At 59.8% G+C, this 23,819-nt stretch carries 19 protein-coding genes and 1 tRNA gene; 15 read left to right on the forward strand and 5 right to left on the reverse strand.

The window, feature by feature from the left end; genetic code table 11:
- Window positions 1-54 precede the first annotated feature (54 nt).
- From BB347_RS06750 to BB347_RS06760, 3 genes are all read left to right on the forward strand, one after another.
- Window positions 55-735, forward strand: a complete 681-nt coding sequence (locus BB347_RS06750) for a metal-dependent transcriptional regulator (protein WP_076582196.1) — start codon at window positions 55-57, stop codon at window positions 733-735.
- 152 nt (window positions 736-887) lie between these two features.
- A complete protein-coding gene (locus BB347_RS06755; protein WP_076582197.1) occupies window positions 888-1,853 on the forward strand; it encodes a ZIP family metal transporter in 966 nt (321 codons plus the stop codon).
- Window positions 1,854-1,996: 143 nt separating this feature from the next.
- Window positions 1,997-2,530, forward strand: coding sequence for an Rrf2 family transcriptional regulator (locus tag BB347_RS06760; RefSeq protein ID WP_076582199.1), 534 nt, complete (start codon window positions 1,997-1,999; stop codon window positions 2,528-2,530).
- 185 nt (window positions 2,531-2,715) lie between these two features.
- Here BB347_RS06760 and gyrA read toward each other — a convergent pair whose 3' ends face one another.
- The 3 genes from gyrA to ggt all read right to left on the reverse strand — a co-directional run bounded on the left by gyrA (window position 2,716) and on the right by ggt (window position 9,093).
- Window positions 2,716-5,187 (reverse strand): DNA gyrase subunit A, encoded by a 2,472-nt coding sequence (gyrA, locus tag BB347_RS06765; RefSeq protein WP_076582200.1) that lies wholly within the window; start codon window positions 5,185-5,187, stop codon window positions 2,716-2,718.
- Window positions 5,188-5,205: 18 nt separating this feature from the next.
- Window positions 5,206-7,140 carry a DNA topoisomerase (ATP-hydrolyzing) subunit B gene (gene gyrB / locus BB347_RS06770; protein ID WP_076582202.1) on the reverse strand — a complete coding sequence of 645 codons (1,935 nt, stop codon included), beginning with the start codon at window positions 7,138-7,140 and terminating at the stop codon, window positions 5,206-5,208.
- A 192-nt stretch (window positions 7,141-7,332) separates the two neighbouring features.
- Window positions 7,333-9,093 (reverse strand): gamma-glutamyltransferase, encoded by a 1,761-nt coding sequence (gene ggt, locus BB347_RS06775; RefSeq protein WP_170872012.1) that lies wholly within the window; start codon window positions 9,091-9,093, stop codon window positions 7,333-7,335.
- 192 nt (window positions 9,094-9,285) lie between these two features.
- Between ggt and BB347_RS06780 the strand changes: the two genes are divergently transcribed.
- The 8 genes from BB347_RS06780 to BB347_RS06815 all read left to right on the forward strand — a co-directional run bounded on the left by BB347_RS06780 (window position 9,286) and on the right by BB347_RS06815 (window position 18,140).
- Window positions 9,286-10,065 carry a sulfite exporter TauE/SafE family protein gene (locus tag BB347_RS06780; RefSeq protein ID WP_076582204.1) on the forward strand — a complete coding sequence of 260 codons (780 nt, stop codon included), beginning with the start codon at window positions 9,286-9,288 and terminating at the stop codon, window positions 10,063-10,065.
- Window positions 10,066-10,173: 108 nt separating this feature from the next.
- The gene (locus BB347_RS06785; protein ID WP_076582508.1) at window positions 10,174-10,620 is read left to right on the forward strand and encodes a universal stress protein; all 447 of its coding nucleotides are present in this window, start codon (window positions 10,174-10,176) and stop codon (window positions 10,618-10,620) included.
- A 135-nt stretch (window positions 10,621-10,755) separates the two neighbouring features.
- A complete protein-coding gene (locus BB347_RS06790) occupies window positions 10,756-12,003 on the forward strand; it encodes a hypothetical protein (protein ID WP_076582206.1) in 1,248 nt (415 codons plus the stop codon).
- A gap of 78 nt (window positions 12,004-12,081) precedes the next feature.
- Complete coding sequence (locus BB347_RS06795) at window positions 12,082-12,738, forward strand: helix-turn-helix domain-containing protein (protein WP_076582207.1); 657 nt, start codon at window positions 12,082-12,084, stop codon at window positions 12,736-12,738.
- Window positions 12,739-12,826: 88 nt separating this feature from the next.
- Window positions 12,827-13,192, forward strand: a complete 366-nt coding sequence (locus BB347_RS06800; RefSeq protein WP_076582209.1) for a DUF7344 domain-containing protein — start codon at window positions 12,827-12,829, stop codon at window positions 13,190-13,192.
- A 194-nt stretch (window positions 13,193-13,386) separates the two neighbouring features.
- On the forward strand, window positions 13,387-14,388 hold the full coding sequence (locus tag BB347_RS06805; RefSeq protein ID WP_076582210.1) for a potassium channel family protein: 1,002 nt from the start codon (window positions 13,387-13,389) through the stop codon (window positions 14,386-14,388).
- Window positions 14,389-14,568: 180 nt separating this feature from the next.
- Window positions 14,569-17,052, forward strand: coding sequence for a DNA topoisomerase VI subunit B (locus BB347_RS06810; RefSeq protein ID WP_076582212.1), 2,484 nt, complete (start codon window positions 14,569-14,571; stop codon window positions 17,050-17,052).
- Window positions 17,049-18,140 carry a DNA topoisomerase IV subunit A gene (locus BB347_RS06815; RefSeq protein ID WP_076582214.1) on the forward strand — a complete coding sequence of 364 codons (1,092 nt, stop codon included), beginning with the start codon at window positions 17,049-17,051 and terminating at the stop codon, window positions 18,138-18,140. Before BB347_RS06810 ends, BB347_RS06815 begins: the two co-directional genes overlap by 4 nt.
- Before the next feature lie 61 nt (window positions 18,141-18,201).
- On the opposite strand, the gene BB347_RS06820 is transcribed toward BB347_RS06815, so the two are convergent.
- Together BB347_RS06820 and BB347_RS06825 are read right to left on the reverse strand one after the other, a co-directional pair.
- Window positions 18,202-18,918 carry an MBL fold metallo-hydrolase gene (locus tag BB347_RS06820; protein ID WP_076582215.1) on the reverse strand — a complete coding sequence of 239 codons (717 nt, stop codon included), beginning with the start codon at window positions 18,916-18,918 and terminating at the stop codon, window positions 18,202-18,204.
- A 78-nt stretch (window positions 18,919-18,996) separates the two neighbouring features.
- Complete coding sequence (locus BB347_RS06825) at window positions 18,997-19,734, reverse strand: fumarylacetoacetate hydrolase family protein (protein WP_076582217.1); 738 nt, start codon at window positions 19,732-19,734, stop codon at window positions 18,997-18,999.
- Between the two features lie 226 nt (window positions 19,735-19,960).
- Here BB347_RS06825 and BB347_RS06830 point away from each other — a divergent pair.
- The 4 genes from BB347_RS06830 (at window position 19,961) to BB347_RS06850 (ending at window position 23,814) form a co-directional block, all read left to right on the forward strand.
- A tRNA-Glu gene (locus BB347_RS06830) sits at window positions 19,961-20,035 on the forward strand.
- 379 nt (window positions 20,036-20,414) lie between these two features.
- Window positions 20,415-21,734: a type IV pilin gene (locus BB347_RS19270; RefSeq protein WP_076582218.1), complete on the forward strand. Its 1,320-nt coding sequence runs from the start codon at window positions 20,415-20,417 to the stop codon at window positions 21,732-21,734.
- A gap of 654 nt (window positions 21,735-22,388) precedes the next feature.
- On the forward strand, window positions 22,389-22,880 hold the full coding sequence (locus BB347_RS06845) for a DUF309 domain-containing protein (RefSeq protein WP_076582220.1): 492 nt from the start codon (window positions 22,389-22,391) through the stop codon (window positions 22,878-22,880).
- 136 nt (window positions 22,881-23,016) lie between these two features.
- A complete protein-coding gene (locus BB347_RS06850) occupies window positions 23,017-23,814 on the forward strand; it encodes a M14 family metallopeptidase (RefSeq protein WP_076582221.1) in 798 nt (265 codons plus the stop codon).
- Window positions 23,815-23,819: the final 5 nt, after the last annotated feature.

Genomic DNA, 23,819 nt, shown 5'->3' on the forward strand with positions numbered 1-23,819 from the left:
AGCGGTCGAGATGGCGACAGATTTAGGGTTAGACGGGGCTAATTCGTGAGTACGATGATGCTGAGTGACGTGATGGAAGACTACCTCAAAGCGATCTACCAACTCCAGCGAGAGACCGACGACCGTATCAAGACGTCGGCGATCGCCGAGGAGTTAGACGTCACGTCACCGACCGTCACCAGCATGCTCGACAAACTCGAGGATCGCGGACTCGTCGACCGCGAGAAGTACCGCGGCGTCACGTTGACGGACGAAGGCGAAACGGTTGCACTCGAGGTCGTCCGTCACCACCGGTTGCTCGAGGCGTACCTCACCGAACACCTCGACTACGACTGGGCGGAAGTTCACGAGGAAGCCGACCGACTCGAGCACCACATTAGCGAAAACTTCGAGGCTCGGGTCGCCGACGCGCTGGATCAGCCGACGGTGGATCCACACGGGTCCCCGATTCCCAGCGCTGATCTCGAGCCGCCAGAGCGTCCCTCCGGCGAATCGGTGATGGAATTTTCCGAAGGCGACGCCGTCGTCGTCGAAGAAGTCGCCGACCGGGACCCGGACGTCCTCTCGTATCTCGCCGAACACGGCGTCGAACCCGGCGTCGAACTCGAGATCGTCGAGGTTGCACCGTTTGGCATGGTAACGGCACAGTCGGCCAATCGCGACGAGCCAGTTTCGCTGCCCGAGGCCGTCGCACATCATGTTCGCGTATCACAGCCCGCTGAGGTCCAGCAGTAGTTTAGCTGTTCGTTTGCCGGTATCACCGTTCTCGAATGCTGATAGTGACGATCGCTACCGGGAGTAATCAATTGGCAAGCTATAAGTTTAGACGCGTCTAATGATTTGTTGATGATGAATCTCGCATACAGACGTGGAGGTGGCTCACCTTCATGACGAGCCGCACTCTCCCCGATCTCCCGCGGTGGCTACAACTCGTCAGCCCAGTTATCGTTCTCGGTGCCGTGTTCGGAGCACTCTATCTGACTTCCCCGTTTGGCGACCTCTCCGGTGTCGAGGAAGCGAGTACGCTCGAGATCCTCTGGATGTTAACTGTAATCGGTGCCATCGCCGGGATCATCCCCGTCGCAATCGGCATGCTCTGGTTCCCGTTCATCCGGGATCTCGATCCACGGTATTTACACGCCTTTCTGGCGCTCGCAGCCGGTGTCCTCGCCTTCATCGCCGTCGAGATGACCGAAGACATGATCTTCGATTACGGCCTCGAGGTCGAGAGCGCGACGCTCGCGGGAAGTACGATCGACGGAACGATCCTCGCTGCGACGGCCGCGATCCTTGGAGTGGGCGGTACGTTCGTGGTCATGTACGCCGCGAGCGAGTGGCGACAACGAAAGATGGCGTCGCCCCAGAAGAGCGGCCTCGAGATCGCCTACCTCGTCGCACTGGCGCTCGGACTCCACAGTATCGGCGAGGGACTCGGAATCGGCGTCGCCTACATTCAGGGTGACGCGTCGCTGTTGATGCTCCTCGTCCTCGCGTTCATCATGCACAACGTGATGGAGGGGCCAACCATCGTCGCAGCGGTCGCCCGCGAACGGGAAACGCCGCCGCTTCGTCACTTCGCCGCGATGGGCGTCATCGCCGGCGGTCCCGTTATCCTTGGCGGCTGGATCGGCAGCTTCGCGGAGTCGAATCTGCTCGCCGTCCTGTTCTTCGCTATCGCGATCGGTGCGATTTTGCAGGTGCTCCTCGAGGTCGCCGACCTCATTCGCTTCGACGCCGAGGCGGTTCTGACGCGAACGAACGCCGCCACGTTTTCGTTCGGCTTCATTGTCATGTTCTTCCTCGAAGATGTGCTGACCGAGGTCCTTCTCGAGGGCTGGCTCGTCCCTGCCTAATTTTTTCAACACGTCCGTCCGTGAAGGTGGCCGTATCAACCAAAACAAAACGCCTTACTATGGCCGGTTCAAACACAAGAATCTGAGCGTATCCGACCAACTCACCCGTCGGGTTTAAGGAAATCAATTACGAAGATCATAGTATGTCATCAATCGAACTCACCCCCAGCCAGAAAAAGATTCTCCGCGCATTGACAAATCTCCACAAAGAATCGGAAGCAGCGATCAAAGGCGAGGATATCGCCGAGCAAGTCGATCGGAATCCGGGGACCATTCGCAACCAGATGCAGAGTCTGAAAGCGCTCCAACTCGTCGAAGGTGTACCGGGGCCAAAAGGTGGCTACAAGCCGACTGCCTCGGCCTACGAGGCACTCGAGATTCAACAGATGGACGATCCGGCGTCCGTCCCACTCGAGCACGAAGGCGAGGCAGTCGAAGACGTCATCGTCGAAGAGATCGATCTCTCGAGCGTTCACCATCCGGAACTCTGTCGTGCCGAGATCCACATTCAGGGGGCAATGAGTGATATCTCCGAGGACGACGCCGTCATCGTCGGCCCAACGCCACTCTCGAAACTCCGTATCGAGGGCCGCGTCGACGGCAAAGACGACACGAACAACATTCTCATCTTGCGCATCGAGGATATGGTCGCACCGGCCGAAGAACCGGCCCACTGAGCCAAGCCGACGCGCTCTTCCATTCTTCTCACAGTAGTCTCTCGAGTGTGAGCGCGTGCTCTCTCGAAAATTCGCCGTGACTTCTCGGAGTCGACCACTGCCAGTCGATCGTCGAATACTATCGCAGAAATCCCGTCGTCGCTTCCAGTCGGGATCAGCGAGCGACCAGAAAAAACGCGCCGTGATCAGTGTTCGTCGTCAGCGGCGACTGCGGCGGGGATGTCGTCGACGCTCGCGACGGCGTCACCTTCGTCGACATCCATAACGATCACGCCCATCGTATTCCGGCCGACTTCCGAGATTTCGTCGGCTCGAGTGCGGACGATCTGTCCGCGCTCGCTCATCAACACGAGGTGGTCGGCGTCGGAGACGGCTTTGACGGTCGTGACCGGGCCGTTTCGCTCGCCGGTTTTGATGTCGATCAGTCCCTTTCCGTATCGCGATTGCGTGCGATACTCGGCGAGGCGAGTCCGTTTGCCGTAGCCGTTTCGCGTCACGGTCAACAGCGCCTGTCCGTCGTCCTCGTCGGTTGCGACGAGTCCTGCGACGGCGTCCTCGCCCTCGAGTTTGATACCGTTGACACCGCGTGCGGTTCGGCCCATCGCACGGGCTTCGGATTCGTCGAAGCGGATCGTCATGCCGCCTTCCGTTGCGATGACGAGATCCTGTGAACCATCGGTGACCTCGACGTCGACGAGTTCGTCGCCATCCTCTAAGTCGGCCGCGATGATTCCCGTCGAGCGAATGTTGTCGAACTCTTCGCCGGCCGTTCGCTTGACGTAGCCGTGGCGAGTCGCCATCGTGACGTACTCCTCGTCGCCGAAGGCGTCGGTGTCGACGATGGCCGTGATCTCCTCTCGCGGATCGAGGTCGAGGATGTTGACGGCCGATTTCCCGCGGGCGGTTCGGCCCATCTCGGGAATTTCGTAGGTCTTGAGCTGATAGACCTTCCCCTGATTCGTAAAGCACAGGAGGAAGTCGTGGGTGTTCGCCTGGAACACCGTCGTCACGCGGTCGTCTTCCTTGACGTCCGCGCCGATGATGCCTTTCCCGCCTCGACCCTGGGGGTCGAACTGGTCGATCGGCATCCGCTTGACGTAGTCGTCTTCGGTCATGACGACGAAGACCTCTTCTTCCGGGATGAGGTCCTCGTGCGTGACCGTTCCCGTGTCCTCGATGATCGACGTCCGTCGGTCGTCGTCGTACTCGTCTTTGACCTCGCGAAGTTCGTCTTTGATAACCGTGAGCAGTTCGGACTCGCTCTCGAGGATCGAGGTCAGCCGTTCGATCTCGGCGGTCACGTCGTCGTACTCGTCTTCGATCTCGGCCGCTTCCATCGACGTGAGACTCCCCAGTTGCATCCGAACGATGTGTGCAGCCTGGTCTTCGGAGAAGTCAAATTCGGACTGCAGTCCAGCTCTCGCATCGTCGCGGTCCTCGGAGTTCTGGATGAGGTCGACGACATCGTCGACGTTCTCGAGTGCCTTCAGTCGGCCCTCGAGGATGTGCGCGCGGTCTTCGGCCTCGCCGAGGTCGTACTCACTGCGCCGGCGGACGACGTTTCGTCGGTGGGTGATGTACTCCTCTAAGGTTTCTCTCAGCGAGAGAACCTGTGGTTGGCCGTCGACCAGCGAGAGGTTGATGACGCCGAAGGTCCGCTCGAGGTGGTTCTCGAGGAGTTGGTTCTTGACGACCTCGACGTTCGCGCCGCGTTTGCACTCGACGACGACGCGGACGCCGTCGCGGTCGGATTCGTCTCGCAGGTCGGAGACGCCCTCGATCTTCCCTTCGGTAACGTCTTCGGCGATTCGTTCGACCAATCGAGCTTTGTTCGACTGGTAGGGAAGTTCGGTAATGACGATGCGCTCGCGGCCGTTCTTCCACTCTTCGACCTCGAACTCGGCGCGAACGCGGATGCGCCCGCGGCCGGTCTTGTACGCCGAGTAGATGGCGTCGCGGCCGACGATGTTCGCACCGGTCGGGAAGTCTGGCCCCTTGACGTGGTCCATCAGGTCCTCGACGGTCGCGTCGGGGTTGTCGATCAACTCGATCGTGGCGTCGATGACCTCGCCTAAGTTGTGTGGCGGAATGTTCGTCGACATGCCAACGGCGATCCCCGAGGAGCCGTTGACGAGGAGGTTCGGGAACGCTGCGGGCAGGACGTCGGGTTCCTGTAAGCGATCGTCGTAGTTCGCCGAGAAGTCGACCGTGTCCTTTCCGATATCCTCGAGCAGTTCCTCGGAAACGGGGGCCATTCGAGCCTCCGTGTACCGGGGTGCTGCGGCCGGATCGCCGTCCATCGAACCAAAGTTCCCCTGGCCGTCGACGAGCGGGTAGCGCATCGAGAAGTCCTGGGCCATGCGGACCAGTGTGTCGTAGATCGCGCTGTCCCCGTGGGGGTGGTAGTCACCCATCGTCTCCCCGACGATCGAGGAGGACTTGCGGTGACTCGAGCCGCTGGTGACGCCCATCTCGTGCATCGCGTAGAGGATGCGTCGGTGGACTGGTTTCAACCCGTCCCGAACGTCCGGGAGGGCTCGACCCGCGATAACGGACATCGCGTAGTCGATGTAGCTCTGTTCCATCTCGTCTTCGATGCGGACGTTTTCGACCGCCCGCGCTTCGATATCAGTCGGATCGGGGACGTCTGAACTCATGTATGTACCTCAGTCATCTTAGATGTCAATCCATTCCGCTTCCGGCGCGTTGTCCTTGATGAACTGCTTTCGGGGTTCGACGGCGTCGCCCATCAACACCGAGAACATCTTGTCGGCCGCAGCCGCGTCCTCGACGGTGATCTGCTTGAGAATCCGGTTGTCGGGATTCATCGTCGTCTCCCAGAGCTGTTCGGGGTTCATCTCGCCCAGTCCCTTGAACCGCTGGACCTGGGTTGGATTGCCGTCGCACTTCTCTTCGACGATCTCGTCGCGTTCGGCGTCTGTCATCGCGTCGTAGGTTTCCCCGCGGTAGCGAATACGGTACAGCGGCGGCTGAGTCGCGTAGACGTAGCCACCCTCGAGCAGCGGACGCATGTGCCGGTAGAAGAACGTCAGCATCAGCGTCCGGATGTGCGCCCCGTCGACGTCGGCGTCCGTCGCCATGATGATCTTCTTGTAGCGCACGTCTTCGACGTCGAACTCGTCGCCGATCCCCGCGCCGATGGCGGTGATCATGTTCCGTATCTCGTCGTTTTCGAGAATGCGATCGAGACGGTGTTTCTCGACGTTCAAGATCTTCCCCTTGATGGGAAGTACCGCCTGGAACTCCGGATTTCGAGCCTGCTTCGCGCTGCCGCCTGCGGAGTCACCCTCCGCGATGAACAGTTCTGCTTTCTCTGGATCTTTGGTCTGGCAGTCGGCCAGCTTTCCGGGGAGCGAGGTGGACTCGAGGGCGGACTTCCGGCGCGTCAACTCTTCGGCTTTCTGAGCCGCTTTCCGGGCTTTCGCGGCCTCGACGGCCTTCATCACGATGGCCTGTGCGGTGTCTGGGTGTTCCTCGAAGTACGTTCCCAGCCCCTCGTGCATCGCGCTCTCGACGATGCCACGAACTTCCGAGTTACCGAGTTTGGTCTTCGTCTGGCCTTCGAACTGCGGGTCTGGATGTTTGATCGAGATGACCGCAGTGAGTCCTTCGCGGATATCTTCACCCTTGAGGTTCTCCTCCAGGTCGGAGAGCAAGTCGTTGTCCTGTGCGTAGTCGTTTATGGTCCGCGTGAGGGCTGTTTTGAAGCCGGTGAGGTGAGTGCCGCCTTCACGCGTGTTGATGTTGTTCGCAAAGGCGTGGATCGAGCCCTGCAGTTCCTCGGTGGCCTGCATCGCGACTTCGATCTGAATGTTCTGTTCTTGGTCCTCGAAGTAGATGATGTCCTCGTGCATCGCCGAGCGCGTCTCGTTGAGGTAGGTGACGAACTCGCGGATGCCGCCCTCGTACTCGTAGGTCTCTTCGACGATTCCCTCGCCCTCTCCGGCCGCTTCGCGCTCGTCGCGCAGCGTGATCCGCACGTCGGAGTTGAGGAAGGCGAGTTCCCGAAGCCGATTCGAGAGCGTCGAGAACGAGAACCCATCCGATTCGAAGATTCCGGTGTCGGGCCAGAACCGGACCTGCGTTCCGGTCTCTTCGTCCGCATCCATGTCTCGAACGCGCTCCATGTCGCCGACGGGTTCGCCGCCTTCGAAGGCGTGTTCGAAGACGCTCCCGTTGCGTTTAACCTCGGCCTCGAGGCGCTCGGAGAGCGCGTTGACGACGCTCACGCCGACGCCGTGGAGGCCGCCGGAGACCTGGTAGGACTTATTGTCGAACTTCCCACCTGCGTGGAGGACAGTTAGAATCACCTCGAGTGCGGGGCGATCGTACTCTTCGTGCGTATCGACGGGGATACCACGGCCGTCGTCTGCGACGCTCACCGAGTCATCCTCGTGGATGGTGACGGTGATGTCGTCGCAGTGGCCGGCCAGTGCCTCGTCGATCGAATTGTCCACCACTTCGTAGACGAGATGGTGGAGTCCTCGAGAATCGGTAGAGCCGATGTACATCGCTGGCCGTTTTCTGACGGCTTCCAGGCCTTCTAGGACCTGAATTTGACCAGCGCCGTACTCGCTTTCCTGGGACATGTAAAACCTGGTTTCTGGTAGTGTTCGGGCACTAATAAAAGTCACGTACGCGCGCGGGCGAGCACGGAGCAATATGTGATTACGCTTTAAGAGGTCTACAGCCCCACAGTCGCGGACGCAACTCGGTTATCGCATGCCGACGGGTAATGGCTCGTTGGAAACCGATAGACCGACCGTACTCGGCCCCGAGCGTTAGAACCCGATCGCCTGTCCATCCCGTCGTGGATCGGAACCGCCGATCAACGTTCCATCCGAATCGCGGTAGATGAACTGTGCGCCACCGAAGTGATTCGCATCCGGTTCGAAGTACTCCGACTCAAGGACGATTTCGTGGCCTCGCTCGCGCAACGAGTCGACGGTCTCCTCGGGCAGTCGCGTCGTCTCGAGGGCGACCTCGTGGCCGTCCTCGAATCTAAATCGGGGAACGTCGATCGCTGCCTGGGGGTTCAACCCGGACTCGAACGTGTTAGCCAGCAACTGGAGGTGTCCCTGTGGCATCATCGATCCACCCATGACGCCGAACGAAGCACGAAACTCGCCGTTCTCGGCGAGCATGCCGGGGATGAGCGTGTGGAACGGACGCTTTCTCGGTTCGATCGCGTTCGGGTCCGCCGAGTCGAGACTAAACTCTGTCGCGTGGTTTTGGAGCGTGAAGCCGCCGACGACGAGGCCACTGCCGAAGGGCTTGTAGCCGCTGGTGAGCATCGAGACGGCGTTTCCGTTCCGGTCGACGACGGTGAGATAGACCGTATTCGAATTCGGTGTGTCGCCGGCCTCGGGTTCGTACTCCCCGACCGACTCGCCGATCTCTGTTGCACGCTCGCGAGCGTACGCTTCGTCGAGTTTCGACTCGAGCGGGACGTCCGCGTCGAGTGGGTCCCCGAGGTACTCCTCGGCGTCCGTGAAGGCGATTTTGATCGCTTCGATCAGTTTGTGGAGTCGGTCTGGATCGGTCGGTTCGTCGGGCAACTCGAGGTGCTCGACGATGTTCAACGCCTCGAGTGCGACGACGCCGATCGTGTTGGGTGGGTGTTCGAGTACCTCGTACCCCTGGTATTCCGTGCTGATCGGGTCGTTCCAGTTGCTCTCGAACCCCTCCAGGTCCTCGAGTTCGAGTAACCCATCGTGTTCTTGCACGCGATTGACGATCTGTTGTCCTAACTGCCCTCCGTACATCGTCTCAATGCCCTCGTTTGCAATTCGCTCGAGCGATTCCGCGAGCGCGCGATTCGTGAAGACGGATTCGGGAGGCAGCGTTTCACCGTTCTCGAGGTAGGTCTCTCGAAACGACTCGAACGAGGCGACTCTCGGCGCGGCGGCTTCCCACTGGGTGGCGATGTACTCGGTGATCGGGACGCCGTCCCTGGCGTGTTGAATCGCTGGCTGAAGCACGTCGGCGAACGGGAGGTCCCCGTAGCGATCCGACAGCCGATAGAGCCCGTCGACGACGCCGGGGACCGTTACAGATAGTGGCCCTTCGGACGGAATACTCGGAGACGCGTCCCCGTCCGTCTCGTCAATTTTCTCGCGATAGGTTTCGACGTCGGCGGCGGCCGGTGCGTAGCCCGTTCCGTTGAGCGCCTTGTACTCGCCGTCGAAGTGCGTGAGCGCGACGACATCGCCGCCGAGCGTGGTCATGTGTGGTTCGACGAACGCGAGTTCGGCCGCGACGGCGACGGCCGCATCGGCCGCGTTTCCACCGTTCTGAAGGACGCGAACCCCCGTCTCTGCCGCCAGTGGATGGCTCGTCGCGACCATTCCGTTTCGGGCCATGACGGCCGAGCGACGGCCGATAAACTGCCACGGGTACTCGAATTCACCCGTCGAAGACGGACTATACTCGTTGCGTTCGGCGGCCCCGATACCACTCCCACCCGGTGCGTTGGCCCCGATAACACCGGTTACTGCCGTTTCAGAACCGAATCGCTCGAGGAACGTCCGTCTGTTTGTCACAGCGTCGATACCTGAAGCACCGACTAAACGGTTATTGGTGATCGCTCTGTCCGTCTGTGGTGTCTGACACTCTCGTGACGAAGACGAAATTCGGCGACGAGAACGACTGCTGAACAGTCTCTCCTGTTGAGGGTGGCCCGCCAATCAGAAGAGTCACAACCCCCGCCACGAGCGTCTCACCAACGCCCGCAGATGCTTGGATTTCCGTTCGAACTCACTCTCGTCTTGTTGCTCGTCTCGATCGCCTTCTTCGCCGGCATCGGAATCACGACGATCGGTCCCGGTGGCATCTTCGTCACCATCGCCCTCTACTCGCTGACGCCGCTCGCCTCGGGCGAGGTCGCGGGGACCGCCCACGCGACGTTCGTCGTCACCGGTCTCGTCGGTAGCGTCGCCTACCTCTACTCCGGCGAGATGGACACCGGCGAGAGTCGCGCGATCGCCGTTATTTTGAGCGCCTCGAGTATCGTCGGTGCCCTCGCCGGGGCGTACATCAACTCGTTCGTGCCGCGAGCCGTGTTCGGAATCCTGCTCGGAGCCGTGTCGATGGCCGTCGGCGCTATTATCCTCTATCGAGAACGACGAGGCTTCACCCCGTTGTACGACCTCGACGCACTCGAGCGACAGGGGCAACTCGCGCTCGCGGGTCTCGGCGTGCTTCTTGGCGTCTGTAGCGGCCTGTTGGGGATCGGTGGGCCCGTGTTGGCCGTCCCGGCCCTGGTGTTGATCGGCGTCCCCATGTTACTCGCCGTCGCCGTCGCGCAGGTCCAGTCGATCTTTATCGCGGCGTTTGCCACCGCAGGGTACGCCTTGCAGGGAGAGGTTATCTTACCACTTGCCGTCGCCATCGGCTCTCCGCTGCTCCTCGGCGTCGTCATGGGGTGGAAGATCGCCTATATGATCGAACCGGAACGCCTCAAGGTCGTCCTCGGGGTCGTCCTCCTCGGCGTCGGTCCGTACCTCGCGCTGTAGCGCGCGTGTCGACGTGAGATGGTCGTTCAGGCAGTCCGGCCGAGTGTCGGCACCATCGTGCCAGACACTGAAGTCACTCGCTGTCGATTCTCCGTTCGACTACCGGTTATGCCCACCCGGATCCTTATCCCGTTCGACGACTCCGAACCCGCACGCCAGGCCCTCGAGTACGCCGTCGACCTCTTTCCCGACGGCGAGTTCGTCGCGTTGACCGTCGTCGACGTGACGACGATGCCGTTCATCCCGAACAGTGCAACCGACGCGCAAGCTCGTGACCGACTCGAGGAACTCTTCGGAGAATCGGACGAATCCACCTCCGTCGACGATCACCTGCAAACCGCCGAATCGCTCGCGAACGAATTGGGCGTCGACCTCGAGACGCGAATGCGACTCGGATCGCCGGCCCAAGAAATAGTCGAGTTCGCCGAGACCGAATCGATCGACCACGTGGTGATCGGAAGTCGCGGCCGCTCCGGTATGCGACGCGTCGTTCTCGGGAGTGTCGCCGAAGTCGTCGTCCGACACTCCCCAGCGCCGGTGACGGTCGTTCGCTAATCGGGATTGCTCTCCTGCGTTACTCTCGTAGCGTATCTGTCACTACCTACATTCAGTCCAGAAAAAATCAACAATCGAGATTGTAGGGACAATCGCCAAAATCCACTTACCACCAGTGCTGGTAGCCACACCCGAATGCTTCCAGTTGTCGCACTTGTGCTCGCGTTCGTCGCACTCGTGATCGTGCTCGAGGTCGTCTCGTACGCCTCACTCAAACGGATCCCCGCCGTTGCAACGGAAGAGTTTCCGGAGATCGACCGAACGCTGTTGGACAAATTCAGCAGCTACGATCCGGAGTTAGGGTGGTCTCCACAGCCAAACAGGGAAAAGCAAAAAGACACGGGTGATCACCTCCCTGGCGAAGAAGTTCGCAGCGTCGTCACGTACTCGACCGACGAGTACGGAAGCCGCGTGTGCGTCCCGAAAGACCGGGACGAAGACGCCGAACTCACCGTTTCGACGTACGGAGATTCGTACTGTTTCTGCAGAGAGGTCGACGACGACGAGACGTTTCAACACTATCTCTCGACGGACCTCGACACCCACGTCTCGAACTACGGCGGCGGCAACTACGGTCTCGATCAGGCGCTGATGCGGCTCAAGCGCCAGTACCCCGACGAAGAGACCGACTACGTGTTCATGGTCGTCACCGCCGCATCGATCGCCAGAATCCTCTCCGTCTGGAAACACTACCAGGAGTTCGGCAACATCCTCGCCGTCAAGCCCCGATACGTACTCGAGAACGGCTCGCTCGAGCGCGTCGAGAACCCCGTCCAGGAGAAAGAGGAACTGCTCGACTTGCCGGCCAAAGCCGACGTCTTGCGGGAGTACGACTTCCACTACGATCACTGGTTCAAACCACACTACGCGACGTTTCCGTACACGTCAGACTTCCTCGATAGGCCAGAGTACCTTCGGTACGCCCTCTACACGGGAGGGAAGGAACTCGAGCGCCGCGCCGGGCGGTCGGTTCCGGGTGTCGACTTCGATCAGGCACAGACGCAGTCAGCGCTGCGAATGGAACGCCCTCGCGTCCACTATCACGAACGACTATTCGAGACGCACGAACCACTCTTCGACGCGCAGATCGAGGAGTTCGTCGACTACGCGGACGAACAGGAGTTCACGCCGGTGTTCGTGATGGTTCAACAGCTTCGATACGCAACCTACGAGTCTGAACACGGCCCGATATACGGCGACCTGATGGACCGACTGGACGAATCGTACGACGACCTCGAGACGATCGACATGGCTCGACACTTAGACCCTGACGACGGCGTCGAGTCGCTGTACGTCGAACGTGGGGAGGGTGGACACTACAGTCCGGAGACGAATCAACAGATCGCAGACGTGCTGGCTTCGGTGATCGACGAAGAGCCCTGACGGAGCAATCCATCGTCGAACGTGCACCGAACGTGGTGTGATAAGGATTTACCACCCCGAGGTGAGACAGTACGGTTGATGGCAGCTGAGGCGACGTTTACGGTTCCGGCAGCGCAGTTCCCACTCGGGACGGTTTTCGATCAACTGCCGAGTGTCACGGTCGAACTCGAGCGAATTATTCCCGCACAGGACGTCGTCGTCCCGTACTTCTGGGTCCGCGGGACGACGGTCGACGACGTGGAGAACTCGTTCACCGAGCATCCGGGAGTCGAGGACATTCGATTCGTCGATTCCGTCGACGATCAACACCTCCTGCGCGCCGAGTGGACCCTCGAGTACGACGGCGTATTGCGGGCGATTTCAGAGGGGAACGTGGCGCTCATCGAAGCCGTCGGGACGAGCGACCAGTGGACGTTCGAAACCCGCGCCGATACCCGACAAGATATCTCGGAGTTCCAGAACCGATGTCGGGAGTACGGTGTCCCGATTCGACTGACGAAGCTACACGCGCTCACGCCACTCGAGTCCGATATCAGCGGGACGCTCACGGACACACAACTGGAGACCCTGGTGCTCGCGTACGACCGGGGATACTTCAACTCACCTCGCGACGTGACGATGGCGGAACTCGGAGCCGAACTCGGCATCTCACAGCAAGCCGTGGCGTCTCGCATTCGGCGTGGGCTCGATCAACTCCTCGAGACGACGCTTGCCGACGTCACCTCGAACGAGTAACCGGCCCGCCGACACTCCTCCACCGCTTATAAACGAATTGTATTTTCAACAACCACCCTCAACATCGCCGACAGATTTGGCTCATCGTATGGGTGGAACGCGGATTACTGTTGACACCATATTCGAATTGTGTCGAAGTAGACACCGTCGCCTCGTTCTCGCGAAACTGTCGAATCGATCTCGACCGATGACGGTCGACGAACTCACTGCGGTGCTCGTCGAACACGAGCGAACGCAACCGTCCCACTCGTCATCGGCGAACGAATCTGATCGCGTCGCCCTGTCGCTTCATCACGTCCACCTTCCCAAATTAGCCGCACACGACCTCATCGAATACGACCGCACCGACGGGTATCTCGAGCCGACAGCCACGTTCGACCGCCACGAATCCAAGATAACTGCCGTCATCGACGCGACCGAGTCGACGTTCGACACCCCACGAGATTGCCAGTAATCCGTTCCGTCCCACTCGCCTCTCTTGACACACAGCGTGTCGTCCCGCACAGTCGGATTCGACAGTGCCGAGACGGTCGTTCAGCGCCACGAATCGAAGTCCCTGCTCGAGACCGATTTCTGTGGGCTCGGTGATAAACACGTGTCAGTACCCGGGGTGTCGTTGACAGGGGAGAGTGTCGTAGCGATTGTACGATGGAGTGGCTGTATCTGGCTCTGGGAGTGGTCGTGCTCGTCGCTGTGGTCGTCGATATTCTCTGGACGACGCTCTGGGTCGACGGTGGGTCCGGTCCCCTTTCAGCGCGGTTGACCACGTGGACCTGGCGTGGTCTCCGGCGAGTGAGCAGTGATCACCCACTGGGGTTGAGTCTCGCCGGCCCATTGATCCTCGCGTTGACGCTCGCGATGTGGATCGCGTTACTGTGGCTCGGATGGACGTTGCTCTTCGCCGGTGACGAAACCGCGCTCGTCAGCACCCACACCGGCGATCCAGCGGACTGGTCCGGACGGTTCTACTACGTCGCGTACACGATGTTTACGAACGGGAACGGCGACTACACCCCGACGACAGGAGCGTGGGAAATCGCGAGTTCGCTGACGACCGCGACGGGGATGGCGTTCGTGACGCTCGGCGTCTCATACATCCTCACCGTGCTCGGTGCCGTCTCCGAAAAACGCTCGTTCGCGAGCGACGTCACCGGCCTCGGCGAGCGAAGCGAAGCCTTCGTTCGCGCCGGGTGGACCGACGAGGACGAATTTTCCGGGCTGGACCTCCCACTCGAGTCGCTGTCGGCCCAACTCTCCGTCCTCGCCGATCAGCACAAGGCGTACCCGATTCTCCACTACTACCACAGCGAACGCCCCTCTCGAGCCTCCGCGATGGCCGTCCCCATCTTCGACGAGGCGCTGACCATCTTCCGCCACGGCGTCAGCGAGGAGCACCAACCGAATCCGACGTTAGTCGAGAACGCTCGCTCGAGCGTCGATAGCTACCTGGATACGCTCGACACGGCGTTCATCGACCCCGCCGACGAGGTGCCGCCACCACCCGCTCTCGAGCGCGTTCGCGAGGAACAGATTCGGACCGCCGCCGACGGCGAGTTCGAGTCGGCCCTCGATGACCTCTCTATGCGCCGTCGAAAGCTCCTCGGCGTAGTCCGCGCCGATGCGTGGTACTGGCCGCCACTCGAGGAGTGATTGAGCTGGTACTCGAGGAGTGATTGGGTTGGTACCTGGGGATAAATCGCGCTTTTCGAGTCCCTCACACGAGTTACCCGGCCAACAGGAACGCACCGTCCGCCGCCCAACGTCGTCGCCGCATTCACTTTCACTCCGGTAACACACAGCTTTTAGCCCCGCCGTTAGTATGGAGGGACAATGACGTCGTTTCAGTCGACACTCGAGGACGAGGGGGGGATCGCGGAGGAGTTGGCCGAGAGCCAGCAGGCGATCTCGATCGCCGAGTTCTTCGAGAAGAACAAGCACATGCTCGGCTTCGACAGCGGCGCTCGAGGCCTCGTCACGGCCGTCAAAGAAGCCGTCGACAACGCCTTGGACGCCGCCGAAGAGGCGGGTATTCTCCCGGATATCTACGTCGAAATCGAGGAAGCGGGCGACTACTATCGATTGATCGTCGAAGACAACGGGCCCGGAATTACGAAGGAATCGCTCCCCAAAGTGTTCGGGAAGCTCCTCTACGGGTCTCGGTTCCACGCCCGCGAACAATCTCGCGGACAACAGGGGATCGGGATCTCTGCGGCCGTGCTCTACTCTCAACTCACCAGCGGGAAACCGGCGAAGATCACGAGTCGGCCACAGGGGGCGAGTGACGCCCAGTACTTCGAACTCATCGTCGACACCGACTCGAACGAACCGGAGATCAGCATCGACGAGACCACCTCCTGGGACCGCCCACACGGCACCCGGATCGAACTCGAGATGGAGGGGAACATGCGCGCCCGCAGCCAGCTTCACGACTACATCAAACACACCGCCGTCGTGAACCCCCACGCGCGTCTCGAACTGCGCGAGCCACAGGAGCACTTCAAGTTCGAGCGGGCGACGGACCAACTCCCCGAGGAAACGGAGGAGATTCGCCCGCACCCCCACGGGGTCGAACTCGGTACCGTGATGAAGATGCTGTCGGCGACCGACTCGCAGACGGCTTCCGGCTTCCTCCAAGAAGAGTTCACCCGCGTCGGCAAGAAGACCGCCGAGTCGGTCATCGACGAGTTCCGCGATCGGCACTTCGGCCGCGAGATGCGCTGGCGTCCGCCTGCCGGCCACGAATCGATCGATATCGAAGCGGCGATCACCGAGGCGACGGCGAACAAAGGTGCCGACGCGACGGCCGCCTTCGCCGAACAGATCGCAACCGGCGTCGGTGATACCGACCGAATCGCCCACCACGAACTACACGAGGTCGTCGAGACGGCCGCCGATACCGTCGCGGACGAACACGGAACGACGTTCGGTGACACCGTTCGCGAGAACGCCCTCGAGGTCGTCTGGAACACGCTGATCGACGCCCGCGAGGACGACTCCGCCGGCGAGGATGCCGAGGACGCCGACGACGCTCAGTCGCGACTCGTCGCGGACCTCTACGAACTCACCGACGACGCGACGAGCACCCGAAAAGACGACGAGGTGATTCACGCCTTCGCCGAACGCCTCGCCGCGAAATTCGAGGACGAACACGCGGGGGACGGCGACGGTCGTAACGTCCGACACCGCCTCTCCCGACGCGACCTTCGCGACCACGTCGATCGCGCTGCGGAACTCACCGAAGAGTACGACGACGTCACCTTCGGCGACACCGCACGCGAGAACGTGACCGAGGCCATCTGGGATCTCATGGTCACCGTTCCGGACGACCCGCCGCTCGTCCGCGAGTTCAACGGCGACCGCGACGCGAGCAGCGACCTCGTCGAGGGAATGCGCTCGACTGACATTATGGCTCCGCCGACTCGCTGTCTCGCCCCTATCACCGAGGATCTCATCTCTGCCGGCCTCGAGAAGGAGTTCGACGCCGACTTCTACTCCTCTGCGACTCGAGACGCCGAAGTTCACGGCGGTGACCCGTTCATCGTCGAAGCCGGGATCGCCTACGGCGGCGACCTCGAGGCCGACGGAAGCGTGGACGTCATGCGGTTTGCGAACCGCGTCCCGCTGGTCTACCAACGCGGTGCGTGTGCGACGACCGACGTCGTCAAAGCTATCGGGTGGCGAAATTACGGGCTCGATCACCCCGGGGGCTCCGGCCTGCCAAACGGCCCGGCCGTCATCATGGTCCACGTCGCCTCGACGAACGTTCCGTTCACGAGCGAGTCGAAAGACGCCGTCGCGAACGTTCCCGAGATGGAAGACGAGATCGAACTGGCGATTCGGGAGGCTGCACGCGAACTCAAGAGTTACCTCAACAAACGCCGCTCGATGGAACAACGCCGGAAGAAGCAGAACGTCCTCGGCAAGATTCTGCCTGAGATGGCGACGAAGGTCGCCGAGGTAACCGGACGCGACGAACCCGACATCGACGACGCCATCGCCCGAATCATGAACAACGTCCTCGTCGAGCGCTCGGTGAGCGAAAACGGGACCAGTCAATCCGTCTCCGTCACCATCGAGAACAACTCGAATACGAGCGAATCGCTCGAAATCACCGAAATTGTTACGGCCGAACCGACGACGATTCCCGACGACGCCAGCGTCGTCGAGATGGACGGCGAGTGGTTCCTCAAGTGGGAACCGGACGTCTCGAGTGGTGAGGAAGCCACACTCGAGTACGAAGTGGCCGACGACGCATCGTACGACCTCGACGTGAAGGGTGTCGAAGCGGAGAAACTGACGGTGAGTGACCAATGAGCGCAGATTCCGACGAGCAAGCACGAGAACAGTTAATCGACCTCGCAGCACAGTTTTACGATCAGTTCGAACTGGGCGAAATTCCCCACATGTCCGTCCCGACGCGGACGAAGAACAACATCGAGTACAGCGAAGCGGAGGACGTCTGGGTGTACGGCGACCGCGAGTCGACCCGATCGGCGAACTCCGTTCGCGGGGCTCGAAAGCTGCTCAAGGCCGTCTACACTATCGAGTTCCTCGCGAACCAACTCGATCAAGATCGATCCTCCACCCTGCGTGAACTGTACTACCTCTCGGAGAGTTGGGACAACAAGGAAGCGCAGTTCAACGATCAAGACGAGTCCAACGGGCTGATCGAGGACCTCGAGATCGTTTCGGGGGTCACTCGTGAGGACTTTCACATGCGCCCGGAGGAATCCGGCGCGACGATCATGGGCCCCCTGCACCTTCGCGAGCAAACCCGTCGCGGCGAACGCGAAATCCACTGTCAGAAAGACGTCGGCGAAGGTGGGTATCAGATCCCGAACAATCCCGACACGATCGAGTTCCTCGACTCGGAGGCCGACTTCATTCTGGCGGTCGAGACCGGTGGTATGCGCGACCGCCTCGTCGAAAACGGCTTCGACGACGAGTACAACGCCCTCATCGTCCACCTCAAGGGACAACCCGCCCGTGCAACTCGTCGGATCATCAAGCGACTCCACGACGAACTCGGCATTCCTGTCACCGTCTTCGCCGACGGTGACCCCTGGTCGTATCGGATCTACGGCTCCGTCGCCTACGGGTCGATCAAATCGGCTCACCTCTCGGAATACCTCGCAACTCCGGAAGCCGAGTACATCGGCATCCAACCCGCCGACATCGTCGAGTACGAACTCCCGACCGACCCGCTCAGCGACTCCGACATCAACGCCCTCGAGAGCGAACTCGAGGACCCGCGCTTCCAGACTGACTACTGGGAAGAACAGATCGAACTCCAACTCGAGATCGAGAAGAAGTCCGAACAACAGTCGCTCGCTGCACGCGGGCTGGACTTCGTGACGGAAACGTACCTTCCCGAGCGACTCGACGAGATGGGCGTCATCTAAGCTCCGTTTCGGCACCTCTCTCCGACTCTATCGCTCTTTTCGAGCGCAGTGTTCTCGAGGCTCAGTGGTCGTCTGGATCGTCAAGCACGACCGGGACACCACGGTTTGCGACATCGACGACGAACGCGTCCGCGTCGACCTCGATCGCCTCGAACGTATCGTAATGAACCGGCAGGACGAGATCCGGCTCGAGCGTTTCTGCGAGTGCTGCGGCGTCGTGGCGATCCATCGTGAACGTCCCCCCAACGGGCGGCATGAAGAGATCGACGTCCATCGTCTCGTGACTCTCGAGTGCGTCGGTGTCACCCGGCCAGAACGCCGTGACGCCGTCGACGGTAACCGCGAATCCACACCCCCGTCCTTCGGGGTGATACGGGTCGCCGCGTTCGTCGACGTGTGGTCCGTCGGGAGCGTTGTACGCCGGCGTCGTGAACAGATCGAGCGGGCCGAGGATGAACGACTCGTCCGCGCGGACGCGTTCGACCTCGTAGGGTAACTCTTCGGGCTGTTCGACCGGTCGATCGAGTTCCGTCGCGTCGATCGACTCGTGGACGACGACGATCGCGTTTTCGTGAGCCACCCGTCGGATCGAGTCGGAATCGTAGTGGTGGTCGTGACTGACGAGGACGAGATCGCCATCGTTCGGTTCGTGGCCCTCGAGCGTTCCGTACGCCTCGGGTCCGGGATCGATGTAGATCACGGTCCCCGTTCGCCCCTCGAGACGGATCGTGGCGAGACCGTACCAGTCGACGGTCACCGCACCAAATCTAACGGTCATACGAGTGAGTTCGAGGGAGTGAGTCGAAAAAGATTCGAAACAGGTGTTCTCTGAGTAGCGAACGCTTCGCACTCAGGCTCAGGGGACGCGAACGCTGTGCTCGAGCGTCCCGACGCCTTCGACTTCGATTTCTACCTCGTCGCCGTCCTCGAGCGGGCCAACTCCTTCGGGTGTGCCCGTTGCGATGACGTCTCCGGGCTCGAGGGTCATGTACGTCGTAATCTCCGCGATGAGTTCCGGAATGGAGAAGATCAGCTGTGTGCGCGATCCGTCCTGTTTGAGTTCGCCGTTGACTCGCGAGCGGACTGCCGCGTCCTCGGGGACTTCGTCGGGTGTGGCCAGCACCGGTCCGATCGGCGCAGCGCCGTCGAACGCTTTCCCGCGGACCCAGTTTTGTTCCTGGCGTTGATCGTCCCGGTTCGAGACGTCGTTGACGCAGGTGAAGCCCTCGACGACGTCCATCGCGTCCGCTTCGGGGACGTGACGGCACTGTTCGCCGATGACGACGCCGAGTTCGGCCTCGTGATCGATACGCTCCTTTCCGGCGGGGACGGTAACGGTATCCCCGTGGCTCGCGAGCGTGTTCGGCGGCTTCAAGAACAACAGCGGCCGGTCGGGAACGTCAGAGCCCATCTCGTCCGCGTGGTCGGCGTAGTTCCGACCGATACAGACGACCTTCGAGGACTCGCTCGGTGGGAGGACGTCGATGGCCTCGTCCTCGAGGCTATAACTCTCGTTTGCGAAGTGAACGTGGCCGTCGTCGTACTCGCCGCGGCGGATTGCGCCGGCCGGATCGCGGAATCGGACGTATTTCATGAGCGAAGGGTTGTGGCGATGGGTCAAAAGCGTTGAGATGGCGGTGGTGTCGGTTGGACATCAGAAGATGCCAGAAAAAGACAGTGGTGCGGTACTGTATGTCACGACGGAGTTGGAACGGAACGCTTTTTACTAGGCCTCGGCAATCACTGATTGCAGATCAAGTCACGCACCATTGGCGAGATGGACACCGTCCGTCGAAGCCCGGCGCGTGAACGATGTGAACGCTCCGTTGGTGTAGTCCGGCCAATCATTTCGGCCTTTCGAGCCGATGACCAGGGTTCAAATCCCTGACGGAGCACTCTTCTGAACGAACAACGTGAGTGAAGAAGGAGCGCACGCTCTGGGTTTGAACCACGGAAATCCGAGCGGTAAGGAGGATTTGCATCGGGTTCAAATCCCTGGCGGACACCCTTCCGACGTTCAACCTTTTGAGTTACGTCTACGATATTTGTTGTGTCTCGGTTTCTGATCGTGGAGTGGCAGCACTCGAGTTTCAGGCGATGGTGACTATTTCAGTACATAACACACGACCTTCTCGCCGTCTACATTCGTGTCCTTTCGATCTACAATTAGCTCTACTAATTGCTATCGACGATCAATATCTCAACCACGTTCGAACTCAATACAGCTACTGGCCAATGTATTTTTAATGGTGTATTTCCTTGGATAGGAAAACGATGGGACGCTTTCGCCTTTCTACGAATGAGCGGGCTCTTTCGCCGGTTATCGGGACGGTGCTTATGGTCGGTATTACAGTGACGCTGATGGCGATGGTTGGGGCCGTCGTCTTACAGGGGACACCGGCTGAAGCGAATTCGGAAATGGAAGTCGTTTACCAAGAAGACCACGACGGCGATAATACGCTGCTACAGGTTGGTGTGGCGTCAGGCGAGGGAGAACTTGACCTAGTCGCAGGTAATGAAGACGTTTGCGACTGGGACGGCCCGATGAACGTCGAAACAGGAGACACTGTTACTATGACGTGTTCTGAAAGCGATCTACCAGTAGCTGACTCCGTTTCCGTCATTCACGATGGTGGACAGTCAGAAGTTATCGACGAGATTGATATCGAAGGGAATGCACCGGAGTTCTTGACTAGTCTCAGTACAGAGACGAGTATTCAAAATGGCCAGTACACAATAGAAGCCACCGGACAAGTCGAGAACAACGGCAATGCAGCAGGGGAACAAGATGTTGTGCTTGAAGTCGTCGGCGAAAAATCAGAAACTGAGACCGTTATTCTTGACGAAGGGCAGACTGGATACCTAGACACAAAATGGGAAACTCCAATCAGCCAGGCAGACGACCAAACTGTCCAGATCCAGAGTGAAGACGACTCTGAAACCTCGAATATCGCGTTTGGTGAGTTCGTTATTACCGACGTTGAGACACCAGACGAAACCTTCGAAGGTGAACCGACAGAAATCGAAGCCGAAATCGAAAATACAGGTGAGGAAACCGACGTGCAAGACATCGAGTTCGAAATCATCAACGAAGGGGGTAATGGCGATGAAACCGTTGACACCCACCACAATCTCGAGCTTGGCGCAGGTGAATCCGAGACGGTGACGTTCGAGTGGGAACCAGCGGAGGAAAATAACGAACGAACGTATTCGTCAGTTGTTAGTACTGAGGACAATCACCAACCAGGTAATCCAATTCACGTTGATACAGTTCCGGTACCAGAGTTCGACAGCGTGACAGCAGAGGCCACTGAAGACCATAATCCGGGGCCCAACGATCCACCTAGTGTAGTGGAATTTAAGCACGATATCGAAAGTGAGCCCGCCGATATCGATATTGAGTTCGCTGTAGATGTTAATGAAGACGGTAATACGGAAACTGAGTCAGTAACGGAGACTGACGAAACAGTTGTAATCGAACTCGATGTCGACGGTCATGATGACGATTATCCAGCAGAAGTCACAGCGACCGTCGGTGAAACGGAGTGTACAACGACGATCAACGAAAACGACGGTGTCGTCGACGTTTGCTAATCAATCCGGTTAGATAGTACAATATTCTAAGCGGAGGTATTACGATTTAGTGACCGATTCCCGGCTACTGAAACGTCGTTTTGGTTGTCGTTGACTTCTCGAGTACATCCTCAATCTCAGAGGCAGCAAACACGTTGTTTCGATCGGACTCGTTGAGACGACGGAAGTGGTACGTCTCGGCACGGTCGAAGACCAGTTCGGTGAGGCGTCGTGAACGCTCGTACGGGATTTCGCTCACAGCGACTAAAATTGCGTCGGTTGGTTTGTATCCTTCAATTCGCAGTTTTGACATCGAGCAATCTGCGGGAAGTTTCAGATATCCTCCGTCGACGGTCACTCATTTCGTCTCCAACCCTGCTCGTTTGAGTGAGTCCGTTTGTACCGTTAGGCCTGTCACTCCTCAAGTTCAGATATCTCGAGTCGTCGTTCACAGTTGTGACACTGGTATCCGCCCTCGATGTGTTCGTAGACGCGTTCACCGCAGCGTTGGCATCGCCAGCGGGGATGTTTCATTGGTTGGGATGGGGCACCGAATAGTGATAAGGCCACGGGCTGTCAGTTGGGCTACCGATACGTCTGGACGCTCGAGCAGTCGATCATCGCCATCTCTGGTCCGGCGATGGAATTACCTTCGCCCCTCGAGTATCGTCCGCTATGGACGACCACACCAGTGACCCCTCGGTGGCTCCGCCGTCCGGGGATTCCGTTCCAACTGGCTGGAACACCTCCGAGGGACGCTGGGAGCACGCAACGCTTCGCCGGGCAACTGTACACGGCGTTCGACTGTTCAACGCCGGCGCGTACCACGAGAGTCACGATTGCTTCGAACTCGAGTGGTACAATTACGGCCGCGGAACGGCCGAAAGCGCGTTCTGTCACGGAATGGTCCAGGTTGCCGCCGGCGCGTACAAGCACGTTGACTTTCAAAACGACGACGGCATGCGCTCGCTCTTTCGAACGGCGTTGCAGTATCTCCAGCATACTCCGCGCGATTTCTACGGCGTTGACGTACTCGACGTTCGGACGGTGATCACGAACGCACTCGAGGACCCTGCACAAATCGACGACTGGCAGATCCGTCTCGACGGCGACGAACCGACCGCTCGAGCGATCGATTTCGAGTACGTTCAGGAACTCGAAGAGTGAGACAGTCGATTCAGACACGCATCGGCCGTCGGAACGCAGATAGTGTGGATAATTCACATCCTCCGTGGTCCGTGAGAGAGTCTCGTCCGGGTATGAGACCGAATCGCCTTTTGGCGCTGAGTCCAACTAGTCGGTAATGAACGTTGCACAGCTCGGGTCGGGAACGCCTGAGATTGCTGTCGTTGCAGGTGTTCACGGAGACGAGCCATGTGGTGTTCGGGCCGTCAGACGATTGCTCGAGGAGCGCCCGACCGTTGCACGGCCGGTCAAGCTCATCATCGTGAACGAAAAGGCACTCGAGCGACAGGTCCGATTCGTCGATGAAGACCTGAATCGAGCGTTTCCGGGGGATCCAGACGCGGCGACCCACGAGGGTCGCCTCGCTGCTTGGCTGGTCGAAGAACTCGATGGCTGTCTGACCTTTTCGATGCACTCGACGCAGAGTCACGCCGAACCGTTCGCGATCGTCAACGAGGTGACCGACCGAGCGCGTGAACTCGTGCCGCAGTTGCCGGTTGCAGCGATGGTCGAGACGAGCAACTTTGCGGAGGGGCGGCTCTTCTCCGAAATCGATACGATCGAGGTCGAGTGTGGCCTGCAGGGGTCCGAAACGGCTGCTCAGAACGCGGACCGATTGATGCGGGCGTTTCTCACCGCCGTCGGTGCGCTCCCGGGCGACACGATCCATCGAGAGCTCCCAGTCTACCGATTGACGGACGTTATTCGGAAAGAGCGAGCCGAGACCTACGAAGTCTTCGTCGACAACTTCACGGAAGTGAAGCCGGGCGATCCATTCGCCGCTGCCGACGGTAACCGACAGGTCGCAGAGGAGGCGTTCTATCCGATTCTCATGTCCTCGAACGGCTATCGGAACGTGTTCGGATACGCAGCAGAGAAACTCGAGACCGTGTCGTCTCAGTCGACTGCCGAGTAACCCGG

This window comes from Natronorubrum daqingense (genome assembly GCF_001971705.1).
In the GTDB taxonomy this organism is placed as follows: Archaea; Halobacteriota; Halobacteria; order Halobacteriales; family Natrialbaceae; genus Natronorubrum; species Natronorubrum daqingense.

Excerpts from the sequence above, each read along its gene's own strand:
- BB347_RS06785 (WP_076582508.1), top strand. The coding sequence starts at position 10,174 with ATGCCCACCCGGATCCTTATCCCGTTCGACGACTCCGAACCCGCACGC.
- BB347_RS06750 (WP_076582196.1), top strand. The coding sequence starts at position 55 with ATGATGCTGAGTGACGTGATGGAAGACTACCTCAAAGCGATCTACCAA.
- BB347_RS06825 (WP_076582217.1), bottom strand. The coding sequence starts at position 19,734 with ATGAAATACGTCCGATTCCGCGATCCGGCCGGCGCAATCCGCCGCGGC.
- BB347_RS06805 (WP_076582210.1), top strand. The coding sequence starts at position 13,387 with ATGGAGTGGCTGTATCTGGCTCTGGGAGTGGTCGTGCTCGTCGCTGTG.
- BB347_RS06810 (WP_076582212.1), top strand. The coding sequence starts at position 14,569 with ATGACGTCGTTTCAGTCGACACTCGAGGACGAGGGGGGGATCGCGGAG.
- BB347_RS06790 (WP_076582206.1), top strand. The coding sequence starts at position 10,756 with ATGCTTCCAGTTGTCGCACTTGTGCTCGCGTTCGTCGCACTCGTGATC.
- BB347_RS06815 (WP_076582214.1), top strand. The coding sequence starts at position 17,049 with ATGAGCGCAGATTCCGACGAGCAAGCACGAGAACAGTTAATCGACCTC.
- BB347_RS06800 (WP_076582209.1), top strand. The coding sequence starts at position 12,827 with ATGGGTGGAACGCGGATTACTGTTGACACCATATTCGAATTGTGTCGA.
- BB347_RS19270 (WP_076582218.1), top strand. The coding sequence starts at position 20,415 with ATGGGACGCTTTCGCCTTTCTACGAATGAGCGGGCTCTTTCGCCGGTT.
- BB347_RS06850 (WP_076582221.1), top strand. The coding sequence starts at position 23,017 with ATGAACGTTGCACAGCTCGGGTCGGGAACGCCTGAGATTGCTGTCGTT.
- BB347_RS06780 (WP_076582204.1), top strand. The coding sequence starts at position 9,286 with ATGCTTGGATTTCCGTTCGAACTCACTCTCGTCTTGTTGCTCGTCTCG.
- BB347_RS06820 (WP_076582215.1), bottom strand. The coding sequence starts at position 18,918 with ATGACCGTTAGATTTGGTGCGGTGACCGTCGACTGGTACGGTCTCGCC.
- gyrA (WP_076582200.1), bottom strand. The coding sequence starts at position 5,187 with ATGAGTTCAGACGTCCCCGATCCGACTGATATCGAAGCGCGGGCGGTC.
- BB347_RS06755 (WP_076582197.1), top strand. The coding sequence starts at position 888 with ATGACGAGCCGCACTCTCCCCGATCTCCCGCGGTGGCTACAACTCGTC.
- gyrB (WP_076582202.1), bottom strand. The coding sequence starts at position 7,140 with ATGTCCCAGGAAAGCGAGTACGGCGCTGGTCAAATTCAGGTCCTAGAA.
- BB347_RS06845 (WP_076582220.1), top strand. The coding sequence starts at position 22,389 with ATGGACGACCACACCAGTGACCCCTCGGTGGCTCCGCCGTCCGGGGAT.
- BB347_RS06795 (WP_076582207.1), top strand. The coding sequence starts at position 12,082 with ATGGCAGCTGAGGCGACGTTTACGGTTCCGGCAGCGCAGTTCCCACTC.
- BB347_RS06760 (WP_076582199.1), top strand. The coding sequence starts at position 1,997 with ATGTCATCAATCGAACTCACCCCCAGCCAGAAAAAGATTCTCCGCGCA.